The 21,290-nt window shown below is 40.3% G+C and carries 20 protein-coding genes; 3 read left to right on the forward strand and 17 right to left on the reverse strand.

The window, feature by feature from the left end; all coding sequences use genetic code 11:
- Positions 1-162: 162 nt before the first annotated feature.
- The 11 genes from L1028_RS30025 to L1028_RS30080 form a co-directional block, all read right to left on the reverse strand.
- Positions 163-747: a dihydrofolate reductase family protein gene (locus L1028_RS30025; RefSeq protein WP_234541806.1), complete on the reverse strand. Its 585-nt coding sequence runs from the start codon at positions 745-747 to the stop codon at positions 163-165.
- A gap of 67 nt (positions 748-814) precedes the next feature.
- Positions 815-1,813 (reverse strand): globin-coupled sensor protein, encoded by a 999-nt coding sequence (locus L1028_RS31420; protein ID WP_279306937.1) that lies wholly within the window; start codon positions 1,811-1,813, stop codon positions 815-817.
- A gap of 238 nt (positions 1,814-2,051) precedes the next feature.
- Positions 2,052-2,675, reverse strand: a complete 624-nt coding sequence (locus tag L1028_RS30040) for an NAD(P)/FAD-dependent oxidoreductase (RefSeq protein ID WP_234541807.1) — start codon at positions 2,673-2,675, stop codon at positions 2,052-2,054.
- Between the two features lie 32 nt (positions 2,676-2,707).
- The gene (locus L1028_RS30045; RefSeq protein WP_234541808.1) at positions 2,708-5,140 is read right to left on the reverse strand and encodes a heavy metal translocating P-type ATPase; all 2,433 of its coding nucleotides are present in this window, start codon (positions 5,138-5,140) and stop codon (positions 2,708-2,710) included.
- A 199-nt stretch (positions 5,141-5,339) separates the two neighbouring features.
- Positions 5,340-5,576 carry a glutaredoxin family protein gene (locus L1028_RS30050; RefSeq protein WP_234541809.1) on the reverse strand — a complete coding sequence of 79 codons (237 nt, stop codon included), beginning with the start codon at positions 5,574-5,576 and terminating at the stop codon, positions 5,340-5,342.
- 107 nt (positions 5,577-5,683) lie between these two features.
- Positions 5,684-6,004 carry a metal-sensitive transcriptional regulator gene (locus L1028_RS30055; RefSeq protein ID WP_042131123.1) on the reverse strand — a complete coding sequence of 107 codons (321 nt, stop codon included), beginning with the start codon at positions 6,002-6,004 and terminating at the stop codon, positions 5,684-5,686.
- Between the two features lie 74 nt (positions 6,005-6,078).
- Positions 6,079-7,089 carry a cation diffusion facilitator family transporter gene (locus tag L1028_RS30060; protein ID WP_234541810.1) on the reverse strand — a complete coding sequence of 337 codons (1,011 nt, stop codon included), beginning with the start codon at positions 7,087-7,089 and terminating at the stop codon, positions 6,079-6,081.
- A 236-nt stretch (positions 7,090-7,325) separates the two neighbouring features.
- The gene (gene deoD / locus L1028_RS30065) at positions 7,326-8,042 is read right to left on the reverse strand and encodes a purine-nucleoside phosphorylase (protein ID WP_234541811.1); all 717 of its coding nucleotides are present in this window, start codon (positions 8,040-8,042) and stop codon (positions 7,326-7,328) included.
- Positions 8,043-8,446: 404 nt separating this feature from the next.
- Positions 8,447-9,976, reverse strand: a complete 1,530-nt coding sequence (gene ahpF, locus L1028_RS30070; protein WP_042192017.1) for an alkyl hydroperoxide reductase subunit F — start codon at positions 9,974-9,976, stop codon at positions 8,447-8,449.
- 14 nt (positions 9,977-9,990) lie between these two features.
- Positions 9,991-10,554 (reverse strand): alkyl hydroperoxide reductase subunit C, encoded by a 564-nt coding sequence (gene ahpC / locus L1028_RS30075; RefSeq protein ID WP_042192019.1) that lies wholly within the window; start codon positions 10,552-10,554, stop codon positions 9,991-9,993.
- Positions 10,555-10,783: 229 nt separating this feature from the next.
- Positions 10,784-11,662, reverse strand: a complete 879-nt coding sequence (locus tag L1028_RS30080; protein ID WP_234541812.1) for an aminoglycoside phosphotransferase family protein — start codon at positions 11,660-11,662, stop codon at positions 10,784-10,786.
- Positions 11,663-11,793: 131 nt separating this feature from the next.
- On the opposite strand from L1028_RS30080, the gene L1028_RS30085 reads away from it, so the two are divergent.
- Positions 11,794-12,714, forward strand: coding sequence for a phosphotransferase enzyme family protein (locus L1028_RS30085; protein ID WP_234541813.1), 921 nt, complete (start codon positions 11,794-11,796; stop codon positions 12,712-12,714).
- A 188-nt stretch (positions 12,715-12,902) separates the two neighbouring features.
- The gene (locus L1028_RS30090) at positions 12,903-13,496 is read left to right on the forward strand and encodes a YdeI/OmpD-associated family protein (protein WP_234541814.1); all 594 of its coding nucleotides are present in this window, start codon (positions 12,903-12,905) and stop codon (positions 13,494-13,496) included.
- A gap of 83 nt (positions 13,497-13,579) precedes the next feature.
- Here L1028_RS30090 and L1028_RS30095 read toward each other — a convergent pair whose 3' ends face one another.
- The 6 genes from L1028_RS30095 to L1028_RS30120 all read right to left on the reverse strand — a co-directional run bounded on the left by L1028_RS30095 (position 13,580) and on the right by L1028_RS30120 (position 20,190).
- Entirely contained in the window at positions 13,580-16,927 is a 3,348-nt protein-coding gene (locus L1028_RS30095; RefSeq protein WP_234541815.1) for an alpha-amylase family glycosyl hydrolase, read from the reverse strand.
- Positions 16,920-17,111: a hypothetical protein gene (locus L1028_RS30100; RefSeq protein WP_234541816.1), complete on the reverse strand. Its 192-nt coding sequence runs from the start codon at positions 17,109-17,111 to the stop codon at positions 16,920-16,922. The genes L1028_RS30095 and L1028_RS30100 overlap by 8 nt, the downstream gene beginning before the upstream one ends.
- A gap of 296 nt (positions 17,112-17,407) precedes the next feature.
- Positions 17,408-17,905, reverse strand: coding sequence for an LURP-one-related/scramblase family protein (locus tag L1028_RS30105; protein WP_234541817.1), 498 nt, complete (start codon positions 17,903-17,905; stop codon positions 17,408-17,410).
- Between the two features lie 187 nt (positions 17,906-18,092).
- Positions 18,093-18,521 (reverse strand): SRPBCC family protein, encoded by a 429-nt coding sequence (locus L1028_RS30110; RefSeq protein WP_234541818.1) that lies wholly within the window; start codon positions 18,519-18,521, stop codon positions 18,093-18,095.
- 267 nt (positions 18,522-18,788) lie between these two features.
- On the reverse strand, positions 18,789-19,265 hold the full coding sequence (locus tag L1028_RS30115) for a GNAT family N-acetyltransferase (RefSeq protein ID WP_234541819.1): 477 nt from the start codon (positions 19,263-19,265) through the stop codon (positions 18,789-18,791).
- Positions 19,266-19,719: 454 nt separating this feature from the next.
- Positions 19,720-20,190, reverse strand: a complete 471-nt coding sequence (locus tag L1028_RS30120; RefSeq protein WP_234541820.1) for a GNAT family N-acetyltransferase — start codon at positions 20,188-20,190, stop codon at positions 19,720-19,722.
- 95 nt (positions 20,191-20,285) lie between these two features.
- On the opposite strand from L1028_RS30120, the gene L1028_RS30125 reads away from it, so the two are divergent.
- The gene (locus L1028_RS30125) at positions 20,286-21,110 is read left to right on the forward strand and encodes a MerR family transcriptional regulator (protein ID WP_234541822.1); all 825 of its coding nucleotides are present in this window, start codon (positions 20,286-20,288) and stop codon (positions 21,108-21,110) included.
- Positions 21,111-21,290 lie beyond the last annotated feature (180 nt).

Below are 21,290 nucleotides of genomic sequence, written 5' to 3' on the forward strand. Positions count from 1 at the left end.
CTTCCTTCAGATTCCACCTCACGGTGGACACCCTTGCCCTTGGCTAACGGTAGGCGCTCGCCAGCCCCCGTTCGGGACTTTCACCCTAAAGATGACGCCCATGCTGGGCGTACCAAAAAAACACTCCTCAGAATATTCTGAAGGAGTGTTTCATTTCAAAGATTATATGCGATACGTTAAGCCTACTACACCGTTGCTGTAAGTTTTTGAGTCCACAAGATGAAGATGGACTTGATTCGTGATCTCGTCAAAAAGACGCATTCCAGAGCCAACGACTACGGGGCAGATATTAAGCCTAAGCTCATCTAACAGTCCATTTTGTATTAGGGATCGAACTAATCTCGGACTGCCAGGGATCTGAATGTTCTTTCCAGCTTGTTGCTTTAGCTTCGTTATCTCCTCGATGAGCTTGCCCTTGATCAGTGTCGCAGGTTGCCATTCGAGCATGTCCTCCGTAATTGTACTTGAGACCAGATATTTGGCAGAATGGTTTAGGAATCTTCCCATAGGTAGGTCATCACTCTGATGCTGCCAGAACTGGGCTAACATCCTGTAAGTACGTGGTCCAAGCAGTACTGCATCTGCCTGCGCGACACCAGCTGCAATCGTCTCATTCATTTCAGCGTTGCCCCACTTCTTAGGTGAGGCTTCAAGCGAGTCTACCACTCCATCCAGCGACATAAATAATCCTGCCACAATCTTCCGGGGCGCATTTAACGCTTCTTGCGCATGATGATCTTTAAACACTGTTATCGCTCCTTGTACCAAGAATGGATACCTAAAATTCGATCCGTAATATGTAGGATTTTCTTGTTTATTTCAAGTTTTCTAACTCGACGGTCACTTTTTCAATCAGATTCACGAAAGAAGCTAGTTCTTGAGAGCCCTTCACCTGATCTCTAGAATACATGGAATTGTGTTCCGATTCTTTTTTCACCTTGGACAGTGTGGAGTTGATATCATTCAGCTTCTCATCAATCGTCCCTATTGAATCTTTAGAGCGACGAGCTAACTTGCGTACTTCATTCGCGACGACTTCAAAGCCCCTACCGTAATCCCCTGCTCTTGCCGCTTCAATGGCCGCATTTAAGCCCAAAAGATGCGTATGATCAGCCACTTCCCTAATCATTGTACCCACTTGATGAATAGACTCTACCTCTTTATCGAGATATAACACAGTTTGATGTGTTTTCTCTTGATAATCAGCATTCTTACCAGCTAATTCCTCGATGGATTCACTGCTATCTTTCAGTTGAACCATTAAGGATACTAATTCTTGAACCGCAGAACTAACACCGGTAAGCAAGTGGTTTTGCTTTTCCAATAAATTTTCTATTTTTGCTTTTTCATCGACTTCATAGGCTTCAAGAACCAACTGTGAATCCAGATTGAACATCTTAGTTAATGCATGAATGACGGGTTGCCACTCGGCCGGTAATATCCGTTCAAAATAAGCTGTAGCGAGATCCAAATATAATATGTAAGTGCCCAAATACCAATTCGTTGTCAGACCAATACGCGAGTGAATTTTACCTATAAGCAGGCGTCTTTCAATAAATGCTTCATCAATCACACCTGATGCCATGGATAAAAAATACCACTGCTGCGTTTCCTTCAATCGATCAAGTGTACTGTGCTGTTCAATGATGTGAAGTAGCTCAGGTTCTTCTATCATCTGCTTATACAATTCATCTACAAGGGAGCTTACGATTTGCTTGAATTCTTCCTCCTTGCTTTTCAATACATTTAAATCAGCTTCAGTAATTCCAATATAGCTAACTTGCTGTTGTCGCTCTGAACTAAGATTGATCATAATTTGGTCAACTTCCCTCTCATTACTGTTTATATAATGATCATCGCATCTTCCATGCCATCCCCTATGGCATCTATTTATCTTGATAACAAAGGTATTATTTTCATAAATTTTAACACTTTATTAACTTAAATAGTTTATTAATTTTACAAACTTTGCATTTCGTAGCATTATTCTTAAATCACACTAAAAAGAGGAGCTCCTATAACGGGAGCCCCTCTCAAAATAAAACCTTACCCTACACAGCAACAACTTGTTGCAGCAATTCTATCGTCATCCGGTCAATGAATTTTCTGAATTTCTCTTTGCCTTTAGCGTTGGCCTTATAGTAGTTAATCAATGACAAAATTACTGGAATGAGTTGATCTTCACTTAGCCCTGATCTAAGGGATTGGGCGATTGAAATCTTAAGACCTTTGGGTTCTCCTCCAACAAAAACCTCATAGGTATTACGCATTTTGACAACGCTGATGTCTTTTAATAAGGGCTCACTTGTTCCGAGTGCACAGCCCGCATAACCAATCTTCAGTGGCATAGGTGTTTCAATCCCTGCTATGGACTGATTTAATTTCTGTGCAACTGCCAGACCTGCTTCCTCAGCCCCTTTACAAAAATTACAAGCAATCAGGCTTTTTGTGACAAAACCTGCTGGATATACTTCCAAGCCCGTACGCTCAAGTTGCTCCACAATCACTTCACGTTGTTCAAGAGGCACCTCCAAATAAAGCTGTTTAAAAGATGTCATTTCAATTTTTGCATTCATTCCAAGAATAGCTCCTATTGTAGCAAGCTGCTCTGGTGTAAACAGGCTTCCCCCCACTTGAATTGGAGGTGCAACTGCGATTTTCGTTATCTCTCCCATATCCTTATCTCCGTCCTCATTCCTCAAGTGATTTAGTTACGGATCTTCACACGTTGCAGACGAAGTGCATTAAGAACAACGGAAACCGAACTGAGAGCCATTGCCGCACCCGCTACCCACGGAGCCAAGAAACCAAGTGCTGCAATGGGAATACCAAGTGAGTTGTAGCCAAGTGCCCAGAATAGATTTTGTTTAATATTAGTCATCGTTTTACGACTCATGTAGATAGCGTCGGGAATACTGGATAGATCGCCTCGCATTAAAGTAACATCCGCAGCTTCCATAGCCACGTCCGTACCGGTACCGATGGCCATCCCAATATCTGCAGTTGCAAGGGCTGGAGCATCATTAATACCATCGCCAACCATAGCTACTATCTTTCCTTGCGCTTGTAATTTTTTCACTTCCTCCGCTTTTCCTTCTGGAAGCACTTCAGCGCGTACATGGTCAATGCCAACTTGAGCTGCGATCGCCTTTGCCGTACGTTCGTTATCTCCGGTAATCATGATGACCTGGATGCCCATTCCTTTCAACCGACTGACAGCAGCCTGAGAGGTTTCTTTAATGGTGTCCGCAACAGCTACCATACCTACGTACCCTTTATTTATAGCAACAAGCATTGCTGTTTTACCGGATTCTTCTAAAGTAGACATGATGTTATAAGCATGACTTGCCTCTACACCGTATTTGTCCATGAGACGCCGAGTACCAATTAACAGCTCCTTGCCTTCCACGACAGCCTTGATCCCAAAACCCGGTATAGCTTCAAAAGATTCAGTCCCTGGTAATTCAATATTTCTTTCCAAGATGCCTGCGACAATAGCTTCTGCAAGTGGATGTTCTGAATTCTTCTCGGCTGCACCCACCAGTCTAAGAAATTCTGTCTCGTTGCCTTCGACCAAAATATCGGTAAGCTCAGGTTTGCCCTTTGTTACTGTGCCTGTTTTATCCAGGATAATCGTATCAATTTTATGTGTTTGCTCTAAATGCTCTCCGCCTTTGAACAGGATTCCCAGTTCAGCTGCACGTCCGGAACCAGCCATAATGGAGGTTGGTGTAGCCAGACCCAAAGCACAAGGGCAAGCGATAACCAGAATGGCGATTGCTTTTTCCAAAGCTCCTGCAAAATCACCCGGTGTTACGATGAAGTACCACACTAAAAATGCAATAACGGCAATCCCAACAACGATAGGAACGAAGATACCCGAGATGATGTCCGCGACCCGTTGAATCGGTGCTTTCGAACCCTGCGCTTCTTCTACCACTTTAATAATCTGCGCAAGAGCGGTCTCTTTACCTACTTTTGTTGCTTTGATTCGAAGCATCCCATTCTTATTAATCGTCGCTCCAATGACGGAATCTCCGGCTTTCTTTTCAACAGGGAGGCTTTCTCCGGTCAGCATGGATTCATCTACCGAAGAGATCCCTTCCAGAACCTCACCATCCACAGGTACTTTATTCCCTGGTCGAACAAGTACTATATCACCTGCAATAACTTCTTCTACAGGAATGCTCAGTTCTTCACCGTCGCGGACAACTAAAGCTGTCTTGGCTTGCAGTCCCATCAAGGATTTAATAGCTTCTGAGGTCCGTCCTTTTGCCAAGGATTCGAACAATTTCCCCATTAGAACCAGAGTAATCAATACTGCACTCGTTTCATAATACATTTCTGGTCCATGATGCGCGCTCCCACCATCGACAGCCCAAACAATGGTTAAATAAAGGCTGTAAAAAAAGGCCGCTGAGGTCCCAAGTGAAACTAGAACATCCATGTTCGCACTGCCGTTACGTAGTGCTTTATAAGCACCGATGTAAAATTGTTTACCAATATAAAATTGAACTGGTGTTGCCAAAATCAATTGGAACCATGGATTCATAAAAAGATCAGGCAGCCAGATCCACGAAGTGAAGGAAAAGTGGCTCACCATCGCCCACAGTAGTGGAAACGATAGAATCGCGGAGATCAGCAGCTTACGCTTTTGCTTGGATAAATCTTGTTGTCGCTGTTCTGCTGGGTCCCCTTGCTCTTGTTTAGGAACAGCCTCATACCCAAGCTTCTCCACCCGCTTCTGCATGTCAGCTACAGAAACTTCAACGGGATTATATTCGACATGTGCTGTTTCCATCGCAAAGTTCACATTGGCCGTACTTACTCCTGGTAGCTTATTCAGAGTCTTTTCAATTTTCAGCGCACAAGCAGCGCATGTCATACCTACAAGCTGTAAATCTACAGCTTCTTTAGCCGTGCTATACCCAAGCTTCTGAATACTTGCTTCCATCTTACTTACGTCCACTATGTTCGGATCATAAGTCACTGTAGCCCTTTCCATTGCAAAGTTTACGTTGGCTTCTGTTACACCTTCTAACTTGTTCAAGCCTTTTTCTATGCGGTTTGCACAAGCAGCACAAGTCATCCCTGTGATTTGTAATGAAGTTTGTGATTGTCCCGCCGCAGCAGTAGTCATTATATAAACACCTCTTTCACTTTTGTGATGATTTCCATTGTTTGTATCATCCTCTTCTTGATGTTAGTATACCCCCCTACCCTATATTATGTCAAGCGACAAGCTCTACTCAAATGCACCTAAAAAGAAGCCTTCTCAGTAACAGAAATCCTGTTTCTGAGAAAACTCCTTCATGAATCCGTCCTCTCTGAACTGAGCATTAGACAAGCAGCTGTTTCTCAATTTCTTGACGATTGAACACAAATCCGAAAAATACCTGATTGTTAATGAAAATGGTAGGAACCAATCTTTTTCCAGTTCGATTAAATAGCGTATCTGCATGTTCAGGATGATCTGCAATATTAAATTCAGTAAATGGAATATGATGCTCACTTAAGAACTTTTTAAAATTTCTGCAATCCTCACAGGTCGGTGTTGTAAATACCTCTACATTCATCTGGGTCGTCCTCCTTCAGTATAATTTCTAACAATATTAATATACCCCCCTATACTATATATGAATCTAATTAAAAAAGGATTCCAACGAATCCTTTCTATTATCAATTATTTAATTAATTTATTGATGGTAATTAATAACTCATCTAACACTTCATTTTCACCATCTTGAATTCGTTCCACGACACAGCTCTTCATATGATGTTCTAACAAAAGCTTTCCTACGCCGTTCAAAGCAGATTGGACCGAAGAGATTTGATGCAGCACATCATCACAATAGGTGTCCTTCTCAATTAATCCCTTTAGCCCTCTTACTTGTCCTTCAATTCTATTGAGTCGGCTAACCAGGTTCTTTTTAGTCTTCTCAGAGTGATGACTTTTTCGTTCACCCGTGCTACATGATTCGTGCTCGTGCGTATGATCTTCCATGTACCAATCACTCCTTTCCATATAGTTTTATTATACTATAGCCCCCCTAATCTATTCAAAATATTAAAATATAATTAGACTTTCATCACTTCATGGGAGATCACCGATGTCTCTATTTGAATAGTAGTATGCTGGATTTTGAAGCGTTCCGCTATTAACTGAATGGCTTGCTGCAAAATACGTTGATCATCTTCCAGATCTTTGATTAAGAGATGGCAGCTTAGTGAATCAAGGCCCGAGGTAATTGTCCAAATATGAAGATCATGAACATTTATAACGCCCTCTATATTTTCTAGAACTGCCTTCACCTCAGATGGATTCACTGTAATCGGTGTACCTTCCATAAGAACATGAACGGTATGTTTGATGATTCCCCAAGCGCCTCTAAGAATTAATAGAGCAACTAGTACACTTATAATCGGGTCGGCAATATACCAGCCAAATATCATCATAACTAACCCTGCAACAATGGCCCCCACCGAGCCCAAAGCATCGCCAAGCACATGAAGATAAGCGCTGCGAAGGTTAATGTTATTCTTTACATCCCCTTTTCTCATAAGAGACCAAGCACTAGCAACATTGGCTAAAAGACCTATACATGCGATCAGCATCATAGAACCACTTGCAACCGTAGGCGGCTCGAAGAATCGGCCATAAGCTTCCACGATGATAAAACCAGCAACTACAAATAAAGTAACCCCGTTCAAGAGTGCCGCCAAAATTTCGAACCGATGAAATCCATACGTTTTATTGGGAGATGCAGGTTTAGTTGCAAACCAGACCGCTACTAGGCTTAATGCTAAGGAGCTTGCATCGTTTAGCATATGCCCACTGTCCGATAGCAGCGCTAAGCTGTTAGTGACCAGTCCGCCAAAAAACTCCAAAAACATAATTCCTACTGTAATTATTAATGCAATCATTAGTCCTTTTTTGTTTCCGCTAGGATCAAAATGATGATGACCGTGAGGTCCATGGGAATGATCGTGTCCTGCATGGGAATGATTGTGATCGCTGTGATCGTGATCGGAGTGTTGCCCGTCTACATGCTCAATCTGATGATTGTGATTATTCTTCTTGTTCTTCATGATTTACCTCCTATTTTCCTTCAGCAAGATTATTTGTATGCGCGCGCAGTGGTATTCAAAAGCTCCAGATCATAATAACATATGAACAAGTGCTCATATGTTATTATGATCTGGATTTTTCTTCTTGTCAATAACGAAACTAAGGGATATAGCCTCTTTAATCTTGAAAACACAAAAAAACATCTCTATACAATATCTGTATAAAGATGTTTTAGTTTATCTTTCACTTCTTAATCTTAAAGAGAGATCGCTGCTTCTAATGCAACTTCCATCATGCTGTTGAAAGAATTTTGTCTTTCTTCTGCCGTGGTTACTGCATGAGTAACTAATGAATCTGAAATGGTAAGAATACATGCTGCTTGTTTACCTAATACTTTCGCATTATGGAACAATGCATAGCTCTCCATTTCTACACATACACAGTTATGTTCATTGTAAAATTCATTGTGACCAGGCACGTTGTCTTCATGATAGAATACATCGCTTGAATGAATTCTTGCAGTCAAAAGTGGCTTGTTAATACGTTTAGCCGCTGCTTCAATGACTTCGTTCAATTCTTTACTTGGCAGCTGCACGTCCCCTTCTACACCACTTTGCACATAGGCGTATGTAGATTCACTCCATGCACTATCCGCCAACACTACGTCAAATAAATTCAATTTATCTGTGTAGGCACCTGCACTACCGATGCGAATGATGTTTTCCACACCATAATTTTTGTAAAGTTCATAAGAATAAATACCGATACTTGGCATTCCCATTCCCGAACCCATTACGGACACTTCTTTACCTTTGTAAGTGCCTGTATACCCAAACATATTCCGTACCGTATTAAATTGGGCCCAGTTCTCCAAATAAGTTTCTGCGATATACTTCGCTCTTAACGGATCTCCTGGCATTAATACCGTTTTAGCGATTTCACCATTTTGTGCGGCATTGTGTGGCGTTGACATGATTTATTCCTCCTAAGTTTGATACTCACCTACTATCTTACTATACCATCCGTGAATTTAAATATACGTTTAAAATATTCTTTTGTTTCAACAAAAAAAACTGATTCTCTTGCTACAATTTTTTCGTAAACTCGAATCCATAGAAGTTGGCCGGAACATCGGACTTTAATGCTTGATTCTCTCGTATAACTATGTAAAGCGGTTCTTCTTTTTTAAAAGCTGTCTTCCTTGGTAATGTTCAAATTAATGGTGTCGCCAGGAAAATAAGCAACAAACCGTACAAAATCACATATGGAAATAGATAAATCAGCCGGAATAGATTTTATTATAGGTAAGCGCGAAAAAAGCCCCCACTTTGTGAAAAGTGAGGGCTTTGGGTTTCCTACTTTTATTAATAGTATCGATTAGTTGCGGATCAGATAATCAAATGCACCTAAGGCTGCAGTTGCACCAGATCCCATCGAAATGATGATTTGTTTATAAGCACTATTAGTGCAATCGCCAGCAGCAAATACTCCTGGTACATTAGTGGCACCATGGCTATCAACAACGATCTCGCCAACGCGAGTACGTTCAACCATGTCACCTAACCAATCTGTGTTTGGAACCAAACCGATCTGTACAAACACACCCTGCAATTCGATATGGTGAGTTTCTTCTGTCGCACGATCGATATAAGAAATACCATCTACCTTATCCGTTCCGGTAATTTCTTTCGTTTGCACGTTCTTAAGAACAGTAACGTTAGGTAGGCTGTAGAGACGATCTTGCAGTACAGCATCCGCTTTGAGCTCTGGAGCAAATTCCAGAACCGTTACATGCTTCACTATACCCGCAAGGTCAATAGCTGCTTCAATCCCTGAATTACCGCCGCCGACAACGGCAACGTCTTTGCCTGCAAACAAAGGACCATCACAGTGCGGGCAGTAGGCTACGCCTTTATTCTTGAATTCAGCTTCACCAGGCACACCCATATTGCGCCAACGAGCACCTGTCGACAGAATGACCGTCTTACTCTTTAGAACAGCACCGTTCTCGAGTTCAACTTCAATTAAATCATTCTTATCTAAACGTGTGGCACGTTGTAACTTCATCACATCAATGCCGTACTCTTTCACTTGCTCTTCAAGTTTAGCTACGAGCTGAGGACCTTCAATGTAATTTACACTGATAAAGTTCTCAATGCCAAGTGTGTCGTTGACCTGTCCGCCTAAGCGTTCAGCGACAATCCCTGTGCGAATTCCTTTACGCGCTGCGTAAATTGCTGCACTTGCACCTGCTGGGCCACCGCCAACAACAAGTACATCATATGGAGCTTTATTGTCAAACTCTGATGCGTCTACAGTACTACCCATTTTAGCTAGAATTTCTTCAACCGTCATACGACCACTTTCGAAAAATTCACCGTTAAGGTAAACGCTTGGAACAGACATAATTTCTTTGCGCTCTACCTCTTCTTTGAACACTCCGCCGTCAATCATCGTATGGGTAATGCCAGGATTGAAGATACTCATTAGGTTCAGTGCTTGTACAACATCAGGGCAATTATGACAGCTTAGGCTGACATAAGTTTCAAACTTATATTCGCCATTAATGCTTTTGATCTGATCAATAACACTTTGCTCAACCTTAGGCGCTCTTCCGCTAACCTGCAATAGAGCCAACACTAATGAAGTAAACTCATGTCCTAGCGGAGTTCCAGCAAAGGTTACGCCCGTATCTTCACCCACGCGATTTACGCTAAAGCTTGGGGTTCTAGGCAGTTCGGTTTTTTCTACCGTTATCCTAGCTGACATTTTGGCAATTTCATCAACCAGCGCTTCCATCTCTTGAGATGCTTCGTCAGAGCCTGCACTGATTTTCAGTACTACGTCGCCTTCCAAGAGTTCTAGGTATTGCGCTAGTTGAGCTTTTATTTCTTGATCTAATTTCATTTAGCTTTCGCTCCTTAAATCTTACCTACAAGATCGAGACTTGGTTTAAGAGTTTCTGCACCTTCGGACCATTTCGCTGGGCAAACTTCACCTGGATGATTGCGTACATATTGTGCTGCTTTGATTTTGTTAACAAGTGCACTAGCATCGCGGCCAATACCACCTGCGTTAATTTCAACGGTTTGGATAATACCGTCTGGATCAATGATGAATGTACCACGATCAGCAAGACCGTCAGCCTCGATCAGAACATCAAAGTTACGGGAAATTACATGAGATGGATCGCCAATCATAATGTATTTTACTTTGCCAATGGCTGCAGAGCTTTCGTGCCATGCTTTATGTGTAAAGTGAGTATCTGTGGAAACGGAATATACTTCAACACCCAGTTGTTTCAGGGTTTCATATTGGTTTTGCAGATCTTCAAGTTCAGTTGGGCATACGAATGTAAAGTCAGCTGGGTAGAAGCAAACTACACTCCATTTACCTTTAAAGTTTTCTTCTGATACATCGATGAATTTCCCATCTTGAAATGCGCTTGCTTTGAATGGTAGGACTTCTGTTCCGATAAGTGACATATTATTTAAATCTCCTTTAAGTTTTATTTTTGGTGGATACAATATTCAAATCTGCAAACATCACATATCTGAATACTATTTGTAATTATTATAATTAACCAAATTAAGGCCTGTCAAGTTATTTATAATAATTCTAATATGATAATCGTTGTCAGTCGCTAAATGTTCATAAATTATCATACTTATGAACTAGTATGGGTTAGTTTACATGTTTTATGTAGGGCAATTTCTACAATTCGAAGTCATTTACTATTAGGTTGATAATATTTAAAGATTCTCTCGCTACCTTTAGGTTTGAATATCGATTTCCATTATATGTGATTAACGCTTTCCATAAAGCCCATCCTCTTGCTCTATTCCAAGTCTCTTCATCCATCTGTAATACATCCTTGAATACCTTTCTACTATCCTCATCAAAAAAGGTCCATGCCATTGCCGCATCGCAAGCAGGATCGCCTACACCCAAGATTCCGAAATCAATGACTGCACCAAGCCTTCCCTCTTTGACTAGTAAATTCCCTGGCGCAATATCTCCATGAACCCAAACCGGCTTGGAATTCCATTTAGAATCTAATGCCAGTTCCCAGATTTCTTTCAATAGATCCTCTTTAAAAATATCTTTATTATGCTCAATCGCATGTCTAGACTCTTCATCATATACAGCTAAAGATCCACCTCTATAGAAATTATGTTCTCCTGCTATAGGTCCTCCACTAGCATCAATAGATTGTAATTCTAATAAAAATGCCCCCAAATCTCTTGCAAATTGCTTAAGATCATTAATATTTTGGTACGTTAATGTCTCACCCTCTACCCACTTATTGATAGACCACGGCAATGGATATTCTTCGTTAGGCTTCCCTTTGGCTAATGGTATTTGAATAGGTAACGTGAGTTCTTTACTTAATATGGGCAACCATAGTTGCTCTTTCTCTACTTGTGGAGCATAAGCTGCTGCACTTGGTAACCTCACGCTCATATGCTCACCTAAATGAAACGTTCGATTATCATGCCCACTGCATTTTACAGGTCTAATCTCTAAATCTGACCACGCGGGAAATTGTTCATTGATTAATCTTGCAACTAAATCGACAGTAATTGTATTCAATGTATATCTCTCCAAACAAAAGTTATTTGTCACCTATCATAAAAACATAAGCTATCGTTAGTATTTACATATTAGAATACAGTAAAGATAATTTATATAGCCCAAGTTCTACTCAAAGGAGAATTCAGCTTATGAAAATTGATAGTCTTATCGGTGAAATCAAGCGAGCCTATCAAATAAATATAGAGAATATCGAACTTCATCGAGAGATGATCGGAAAAGTATATTTCTTACAGACCCAAGAACAAAAGTATATGTTTAAAATATACCGTAACTTTAAATCGGGTGACGCCTTGCAGACGGTCCAGATCTTAGATTATTTAAAAGCAAATTCATATCCAGCAGTATCTGTGGTTAGAACTATCGAAAATGATAGCCATATTATGCTTAGTAGTCAGGATGGTAGCTGCGTAGGTATGTTATACGATTATGTCGAGGGCGCAATGCCCCAGGTTAAGCTTGAGGCAGAAAGCATCGGAAATCAGATTGCAGAACTCCATAACCTAATGAAACTATATCCCAATAAACTTATTAACAGGACGAAAGTTGATTACATCGATGGCTATATCTCCAATATGAGAGAACTCCATTTTGATCCAGAAAAAATTCTAGAACTTAAGCAATACGGTAATGAATTATGGGAACGCATCATTAGGCTCCCTAAAAACTTCTGTCACGGCGACCTCCATACGGGAAATATGATCAGAAACGAGCATGGCGAATATGTTCTCTTTGACTTCGACGACGCTTCAGGTGATTATCCGAGTATGGATGTTGCATATATGTGTGACGATACCCATTTTAATGAATTTCATGAATCGATGTATGATCAAACCCTCCGTTTGTACGAACGCTTTTATAAAGGATATAGTACAATACGCACACTGAGCGACAAGGAGATTCTTGCGATTTTCGATTTTATTGCGATCAGACATTTTCAAATTATCTCAAGAATAGTACAATGCCAAGGATTACAATGTATATCCAAAGAATTTTGCGATCAACAATATCATTGGCTTATGAAATGGCGGGAAGTTTGCATTAAACATTAATACTTCTATTCGGTTCATAAATGCCTCTCTAACCTAAGTTTTACTAGCCATTTCCATAAGAGACATCTAATATAATGTTATCTTTACTAGTGTCAGTATGCAAACTATGCAATTAGATCGGCCGCAAAAGGGACAAGCTAAGTAAGTAGAAATCTTAATATGATTACGAGGAAGAAGGGTGTTCCTTAATGACTAATAGTAAAACCAATCCTAAGGTGGACGGATTTCTAAGGAAAGTAAAACAGTGGCAGGAAGAATACGAGACGTTGAGAAATATCGTTCTTGACTGTGAGTTGACCGAAGACTTTAAATGGATGCATCCTTGTTACACGTTTGAGAACAAAAACATAGTCTTAATCCATGGATTTAAAGAATATATTGCGCTGCTGTTTCATAAAGGTGTCTTATTAAAGGATACCCATGGGATTCTAATTCAACAAACGGAGAATGTACAAGCAGCACGCCAGATTCGGTTCACCAATATTCAAGAGATCCTTGAAAAAGAAAGCATCATAAAAGACTATATTTATGAAGCCATCGAAGTTGAAAAAGCTGGTTTGGAAGTGGAATTTAAAAAGAATACAGATTTCATCATTCCTGATGTATTTCAAAATAAACTCGATGAAATGCCTATGTTGAAAAAGGCTTTTGAATCCTTGACGCCCGGGCGGCAAAGAGCATACCTTCATCATTTTTCTGAACCCAAGCAATCCAAAACTCGAGTATCTAGGGTTGAAAAATGGATGCCGCAAATTCTAGATGGAAAAGGATTAAATGATTAAGTTGTATAGGAAGAAGCTACCTTAGAACGGTGAACAATCCGAACTGAGGTTGCTTCTTCTTTTTAACTAAGGCAGTTTTGATTCTACTTCAGGTAGGTTCCTGTCAGTCCGATTCCACCGCTACCGTTCAATACATACACTCTCGCGTTTCCTTTTCCGGAGCATACCAGAGTGATTGTGCCGTTAGTAACGTTTTTGGTATCGCCAGTCACCGCATCCACGTAAGTTCCGTTCGGAATTCCGGTAAATGTCGCATTTCCTGAGATCGTAACTAATGCAAAGCTATCAATCCCTTTGGAACTGTCGGTGTATCTTCTTTTAAATGCCAAATCGCCTGATACATTTTCTGTGGAATACTGGCCTTTTTGCAAGGCTGGAACCGCTCTTCTGATTAAATTGAGTTGTCTGATATGTTTTGCCAAAGGATAGTTCAATGAATCGGCAAGTGTGCCGGTAGCATTTGTATATTTACCGTAGTCCTGAACCGTAACGCTACCCTCAATATGATCTCCGAAGTAAGCACGCCCTGTTGAGCTGAGCGGTGCATTTGGACCTACATCGATGACTGATCCTTTTTTGAATTCAACTTCAGAACCATAATAGATCGCAGGTATTCCCCGGAAGGTGAACATCAGAGCAAGATTCTCAGCCCATGTGTCTTGTGTCCCTGCAAATCGTTGATTCTCTGGTGCTTGGTCAGGTGCATAGTCATGAGAGTCAACATAAGTTACATTCCATGTGGCATCGTTATAGAATTGATCACCGCTCTTCATACTGAATGCTTCCTGCGCAGTCTTGAACGCCCAATGCATTGGAAAATCAATAACATCCATACCCGATTTCATCGAATAGTCAGGCGCGTGATAATTATTTCCTATTAAAAAAGCATTGTTCGAGGTTGGCTGCCCTGCTGTAGTAGAGTTATCTGCCCACTCTTGTTCCACTGACAGCTTGTTGGAAGCGTAGTCATTTTGTCCATCACACGGATAAGCTTTCGCGCTTTTCCATGTATAGAATGGAGTCGATATTGCCGGTATCCCACTGTTCCATACATCTCTGTACCGAGTAGCCACTTCACCAAAGACAAAGAAGTTTGAGCCCCCCCTTGTTTTCCAAGCAGGAACAAAGTATTTGTTAAAAATATACCGGCTCACATGCTTCACAGTATCGACCCGGAAAGCATCAACACCCATATCAATATATTGATTATAGCTGTCAATCAGATACTGATTCACTATAGGATTTTCCGTATTTAAGTCCACGGCGTCTCCTGCAATTTGTCCTGTTTGTACGGTGTAAGATTCCCAGGAAAGACTTTTTTCGGTATGGTACATGTTATTGTTGGTTTCCGCATTTTTCATGATTGCGAGTCTGACCTGATATTGCTGATCAGGGGTCATCGTATCATAGTTAGCTGGCAGTTTATCCGTAATTTTGAGCATGTTATTTACGGTGTCGGCTGCAGTTGGATCTTTTTTGAACATCGGTAACAGATTCTCTTCCCCAAAATTACCGGTATGATTCACAACAACATCCTGAATAACCTTTATCCCTTTGGCATGAGCTGCATTAATCAATTCCTGATAAGAGGCTCCAGCTGACTCATATCTTGGATCTACTTTGGAAAAGTTAATCGCATGGTAGCCATGATAATCATACCCGCTAGCATTCTGCACAACTGGCGTAATCCAAATGGCACTGAATCCGAGCGCTTTGATGTAATCGAGCTTTTGAATCAGTCCCTTAAAGTCACCTCTCCAAGCTGGGTCTGAGTCCGGATTGCCTGCTTTGGCATCCTCCCATGAATGTACATTGTTACTCGGATCACCATCATCGAATCGTGAAGTAATTACGAAATAAATGGTGTCTTCACGGAAATCGCCTTTATTTCCAATCGTATAGACAAAGCTCTGTTTCGTTTCATTTCCGGCACCATCAACCACCAGGAATTTCAGTGTCGTCGTCTTATTAATAAGAATGGACGGTCCTGCCAGAGCAGTTAAAGCATTTCCTGAAATATAAAGATTTGAATTAGTAGTTGGTTCCGTACCATTATCCGTGTAATATGCGGTGGTCGTTGCCGCTTTGTTATCTTTTATATTAAAAGATACGGTAACCGCAGAACTTGAATTGCCAACAGGCAAATTCGCTGTAATGATTGGGGCTTGCAGGTCGAGATTCAGGTCAATAACATAAGAAAAAGTGCCTACATTGCCTGCTTGACCGAGGGAGTTAACACCAAAAGTCTTAATAGTCATAGTAGAGGCTACTTGGATTGGAGTGGTATACAAGGTAGAGGCTGTCGTAGGTGTCGATCCGTCTGTCGTATAGTAGATTTTATCGCTGCTATTAAGACTGGAAAGCTTCACGGACTGAGCAGAATCATATGTCTTAGGCGTAGGAGAGACTGAAATCACGGGGATCTTCGAAATTTCTGGATTAGCGTCATACCACACATTATCTGCGGAATACCAGCCCTCTTTTACACTGCGGGACAAGTCTGCGGTCTGTTTGCCGTTACCATCATTAAAGATAAGGCTTGTGCCGGTGGCGTTGGCAATAGTATAGCTGTACCAGTCGTTTCCGTCCGATTTCATCAGAATTCCCGGCCAAGCTCCGCTTGTTGGAACCGTTGTCGGACTCAGATTCCAGTAATGAATTCGAACTGCTGAACTCCAGTTTGCTGGTTTCTTAAAATGAACCGTTAAGCCAGCCGAAGTTGGAGTTGGGGTAGGAGTTACGATTGGTGTTGGCGTAGGAGTCACAGTTGGTGTTGGTGTTGGTGTTGGTGTTGGTGTTGGTGTTGGTGTTGGTGTTGGTGTTGGTGTTGGCGTTGGCGTTGGCGTTGGCGTTGGCGTTGGCGTTGGTGTTACGGTTGGTGTTGCGGTAGGAGTTGGCGTTGCTGTGGCTGAAAGAGTTAGATAGTCGATATTGATATTCCCAGTATCATCCGAGTCATATTTGTAGGCGATCGTATTATTTCCTGCCTGTAAGGAGAGCGTTTCTGTTTGGTCACCCCACCCATCCCAGTTTGCCAAGTTCGTTAAAGTGGTCTGCTTTACCTTTGCTCCATTCACATAAATGGAAACTTGCTTGGCACTGCCAGTCGCATTGGCATAGCGAAGCGTGGCATTATAGGCGCCTGCAGCGGAAGATTGAACATTGAAGGTGGTGGTTGCTCCTGTGGTTGTGTATCCATCAACAAAACCGGTGCCGGTATATCCGGTGTGATTCGTATTTATTTTTGCGCCACCTGACAAGGCTGCACTCTCAGCTTCATACTTCCCAGCAACTGGAATAACTACCGTCCAGTTCTTCCCTCCGTTGCTGTCCCAGCTATCCGTCGGGGCTGTGATGTGATAACAATAAATGAGTGTTGCGCCCTCCTGTACATTGAGGTTGGCTGTAAACGTGGTCCCATTTTTAGACATGACTGGTATTCGTCCAGTTATTCGTGGTCCAATGCAGTGTTACAGCAGATGCTGTGGTGTTCGTATAGGAGACTGTATAATCAGTGTTGCTGGCTGAAGCCCCGCCGGATAAACCGAATAAACTAAAAATTAGCGAAAAAATGATCAACCAAGAAACAAACCGCCTAGATTGTTTTCGTACCAATTAAATAACCTCTTAGAAAATATGGAAAAACCTCATTGTATGCGTTTACAAATAGAACCATTGAGAAATCCCCAGGTTACAGATAGCTCCATATCTAATGAATTTTTCCTGTTTATGATTATAGGCTCCAACCTTTTCCGGGTCAATGTATCTTTTAGGCTAAAAATGTAAAATTTAAGGGTCTAAATACAAAAGTTCAATCGTTTTCATACATCAGTTGTTCAAGGCATATTAAAATCTTAGACTACGCTATTTATAAAATTTCCCATCAACTTATTATTTTGTATGCCCCTAAATTAAATCGTCGCTGATGAGGAAGCAGTTGCTTGGTCAGCTTTTACACAATCAATTGCCACAACGAACGCAATCATGATTGCCTCCATCTCTTCATCCAATATTTGTACCTTGTAGCTATCGCCCCAAGTAAACCATTCCTTGTTCACTTTACCTATGACTACACCATGCTGTAAGACCTGAAAATCCATGTCCCACCAGTTACCATGTACCTCAATGTCAGCCGCATCAATCGTATATCGTGCTTTAAAGAAAGAAAACTCCTTCTTAATCGTTAACACCTCTCGACCATTGACCTCAACAAAAAACTTCGGTAAAAAACTAAATACCTTCTTCCTAATAAGTGCGACTTCATCTCTTGTTGTATTCATAATGGAGAAAGTCTTTGGTATTTGCATAAAACTGCCCTCTACATAATAGACATCCTGCTCCTGCTGATTCTTTACCGTAAATTTACCACTTAGACTGAATACCTTCTGCTTTATATAAAGTTGCTTCATTCCAATGCCTCCTTCGATATAAGCATATTATTAAAGCGCAGATTTCATCATAGATATTAATAGAGATAGCCACCTAACCAAGAACTACCTTTCGTTAGCCTTCTCATTATTGAACTATCGTGTCCCGATAGTTGAACGAATGATTGTCATCATGTACTTTAGTCGCCCATCCGTGTTTTCAATGGTTCTAAAACTTCCGTTTATGATACGGAAGACCCTCGCCTTCTTCGCAATACTGTTTAAGACTGTACAAAAAAATAGCCCAGTTATAATTACATACGCGATAAAATGCGGTCACTTCCTCCCAATTCTTCTGACGAAAAATGATTGAAGTCTTCCCGTTTTTTTCCTCCATATCAAAAGAAATTGTCGTACCTATCCATTCGGGATCTGAATCAACACACTGCCACAAAATCTTTTTATCGGTAACAAGCTCATCAACTCGCATCTTTGTTAAACCTTTGCCTCCGAATTGGAACTCATTTATACAACCGATCTGATCATTGACTATTAGTTCATTTGTCCATATTTCTGAAAGTCCTTTTGCAGTGGTTAATGCTTCATATACCGTTGAAGCTGGAACATTCACGGTCTGTAAGTGCTCGATATTTGCCATATTGCTCATTCCCCCTTTTTTATAAGGATTTTAATTTATGTAATTATTTGTATACAAATATTATACCATGGTACGGTTGATGTGATTTCTTTTCGATTGCTCATTTTTGAAATAACGCATTAGGGAAGGTTGTTTAACTATGCTGCCCTTTAGTTGAACAAAGGATTACCTCTCTATAGCCCTCTCATTATTGAACTATAGTTCCTCGTTAGCTTAATTATCATTTACTGATTCAGTACACAAGGGTCATTTGAATTTCCCCATATATTAGTTATCAAGTATTTTTTCCATTATCGCATTTCCATCATTGTTCTCAACTTCTTTATATTTTAGTTTTTTATATAGATTGTAGGCTGGTTCATTGAAATTAAATACACTAAGTCTGAGTTTTCTAATTCCTTTATCTTTGGCATCCTGCTCTATCAATTTCATAGTTTCAAATCCATACCCTTTATTTCTGTAATTTTGCATAACCAAAAAATCACAAATGAATCCTGATGTATTCTCTTTTTCATACCAATTAAAACCAATTTTTTCTAAACTATGATTTATCATTACATATAAATAATTATTTTTTGTTGATAAACCCATCGGAAGTAGTTCATTGAATTCTTTTTCAGCACATTTATAAGCATCTTTATCGCTACTCATTTTAGATTTGATTAAATCTTTTGCATAGTCATTAACAGACCACTCTTTAAATTTTTCAAATTCATTTTCTGACAAATTTCGAATCTTTATCATTTATTAACCCCTATTCATTTAAATTTCTTGTTCGTATTTTTTCACAAAACATGTTCGAGTTGTATAAAAAAGAAAATCCACTAAATAATCTTTTGCATAAGGCAACAGGATGTTGCGAATGAATTACTTTCAAAGTTTTTTTGGGCCACTCTTTCAGATAACTTCTTATTTACGAACTCCGTAAATAATTCCATATGTAGAGTATTCGTGAATTTATTGAGCTATCCTGCCCGATACCGCAGCAAGGCTGCCAATCGTGCTGGCAGCCTTGTCATGGTTAAACTATCTTTTCCCTTTAGTTTAATGAAGACCGTGATGCAGCAACTGATATTTCACAACCTCGTTACCAAATAGAAACTGCCATAAAACGTTGAATCAACAAAGTGCTTATGTGATATATAAATTCAATACATAAAATTTCTCCGAAAGCAATGAGTTACCGGGTTGCTCTAGTTTAACGAGTTAATAAATCCAATACCATCACTTTTTCTCCATTAAAGTCGAGCTCACCGTTATATTTAAATCCAAACTTCTTATAAAGTCGTAGAGCGTGTGCGTTGTTGTCATAAATACTTAGAAAGATCTTATTACACTGATATTCACTAGTGAGATGAGCGAGGAGGCTCTGCAGCATTAGTCTGCCAAATCCTTGCCCTTGATAGCGCTCGTCAATTAAAAAGCGATCTAACCACACTCTTCCCTCACTATTACCATCATCATATTCAGGAAACCAGCCGTACATTGCAAATCCAACTAATTCATCGTCATAGTATAGCCCGACCGGCTTATAGTAAGGGCATTCATATGCTTCTTGTAAACACTGTTCAGGTGTTTCTATATATGTTTTTTGGTTTTCGCTGACCTTTAAGGCTAATACAGCAGAATTATTCTCTTCGGTTACTGGCGTAATTCGGATTGTACTCATATTTCGATTCTCCATTATTGTTAAAAGTTGATTACGAAACCATCTTAGTGTATATAGTAACTATATAGTCAAGAGGGGAGCAGAACTTTAATCTAATGAAACAAGACAAGCCTAGATATTTCACGACAGCGGAATTTGCCAAACTATGTAAAGTGAATAAACAAACATTAATCTACTATGATAACATTGGGCTTTTATCTCCTATGATAAAGAATGCAAAAGGTTACCGTTACTATTCTATCCATCAGTTAGAGTTATTCAATGTTATTGATCTGTTTAAGGATCTCGGTATGTCATTAAACGAAATCCAAGAATATACGAAAAAGAAATCTCCTGAACTATTTCTGTCACTTATGTATCGACAAAAGGCAGAAGTGACTAAAAGAAGAGAAGCGGCTGAGAGAAATGAAAGAATATTAGAAACAAAGATTGCGCTATTAGAACAAGCATCGAATCTGAACTTTAATGAAATTACGCTGGAGTATTTCCCAGAGTCTAAACTTTATTTGAGTCGTGATATTAAGGACATTACAGAAGACAATTTCGTGGAGGTTGTTTCTGATTTCATTGATGAGCTATTCTTAAACCAGCTTGATACAGGTTACCCTATTGGCGGTATTACGATGCGCGAGCAAGTGTTGAACGGAGAGTTCACTAATTATATGTACCTGTATATGGAACAGCCTCATCCTAAAGGAGGTTATCCATTCTTCGAGACCGTAAAAGGGGATTTTTTAATTGGGTACCATATTGGGGAAGAGAGAACTATAGATTGCACATACAACCGGCTTTTTGATGAAATGGTTCGATTAAAATTATCATTAGGGAAATATGTTTTTGAAGAATACATTTATGACACGGTTGTTAAAAATCGAGAAGGAGATTATGTAACAAAGATTAAGCTGCATGTTGTTCGATAAGCTTTAAAATGCAGCCGACCGGATGTATCTATAGCCGTGGACTCCGTCAACTTAACCTACCCGTTAGCCATACATGCAACGCAAGCGCCGCACCACAGATGATGAAAATATTTGTATCTGTTAATACTTCTACTATGGCTGGGAGAGGAAGGTCGATAAGCTATGGTGCCTACGAGCCCA

The sequence above is a fragment of the Paenibacillus pseudetheri genome (genome assembly GCF_924513355.1).
GTDB classification, from domain to species: Bacteria; Bacillota; Bacilli; order Paenibacillales; family Paenibacillaceae; genus Paenibacillus_AQ; species Paenibacillus_AQ pseudetheri.

Bases quoted from the DNA above. Each gene is read 5' to 3' on its own strand.
- L1028_RS30095 (WP_234541815.1), bottom strand. From the start codon at position 16,927: ATGTCTAAAAATGGGACCACGTTTACAGCCAACCTCAATGTACAGGAG.
- L1028_RS31420 (WP_279306937.1), bottom strand. From the start codon at position 1,813: ATGATCAATCTTAGTTCAGAGCGACAACAGCAAGTTAGCTATATTGGA.
- L1028_RS30060 (WP_234541810.1), bottom strand. From the start codon at position 7,089: ATGAAGAACAAGAAGAATAATCACAATCATCAGATTGAGCATGTAGAC.
- L1028_RS30125 (WP_234541822.1), top strand. From the start codon at position 20,286: ATGAAACAAGACAAGCCTAGATATTTCACGACAGCGGAATTTGCCAAA.
- L1028_RS30085 (WP_234541813.1), top strand. From the start codon at position 11,794: ATGAAAATTGATAGTCTTATCGGTGAAATCAAGCGAGCCTATCAAATA.
- L1028_RS30115 (WP_234541819.1), bottom strand. From the start codon at position 19,265: ATGATAAAGATTCGAAATTTGTCAGAAAATGAATTTGAAAAATTTAAA.
- L1028_RS30050 (WP_234541809.1), bottom strand. From the start codon at position 5,576: ATGAATGTAGAGGTATTTACAACACCGACCTGTGAGGATTGCAGAAAT.
- L1028_RS30120 (WP_234541820.1), bottom strand. From the start codon at position 20,190: ATGAGTACAATCCGAATTACGCCAGTAACCGAAGAGAATAATTCTGCT.
- ahpF (WP_042192017.1), bottom strand. From the start codon at position 9,976: ATGAAATTAGATCAAGAAATAAAAGCTCAACTAGCGCAATACCTAGAA.
- L1028_RS30090 (WP_234541814.1), top strand. From the start codon at position 12,903: ATGACTAATAGTAAAACCAATCCTAAGGTGGACGGATTTCTAAGGAAA.
- L1028_RS30110 (WP_234541818.1), bottom strand. From the start codon at position 18,521: ATGGCAAATATCGAGCACTTACAGACCGTGAATGTTCCAGCTTCAACG.
- ahpC (WP_042192019.1), bottom strand. From the start codon at position 10,554: ATGTCACTTATCGGAACAGAAGTCCTACCATTCAAAGCAAGCGCATTT.
- L1028_RS30040 (WP_234541807.1), bottom strand. From the start codon at position 2,675: ATGGGAGAGATAACGAAAATCGCAGTTGCACCTCCAATTCAAGTGGGG.
- L1028_RS30045 (WP_234541808.1), bottom strand. From the start codon at position 5,140: ATGACTACTGCTGCGGCGGGACAATCACAAACTTCATTACAAATCACA.
- L1028_RS30105 (WP_234541817.1), bottom strand. From the start codon at position 17,905: ATGAAGCAACTTTATATAAAGCAGAAGGTATTCAGTCTAAGTGGTAAA.
- deoD (WP_234541811.1), bottom strand. From the start codon at position 8,042: ATGTCAACGCCACACAATGCCGCACAAAATGGTGAAATCGCTAAAACG.
- L1028_RS30055 (WP_042131123.1), bottom strand. From the start codon at position 6,004: ATGGAAGATCATACGCACGAGCACGAATCATGTAGCACGGGTGAACGA.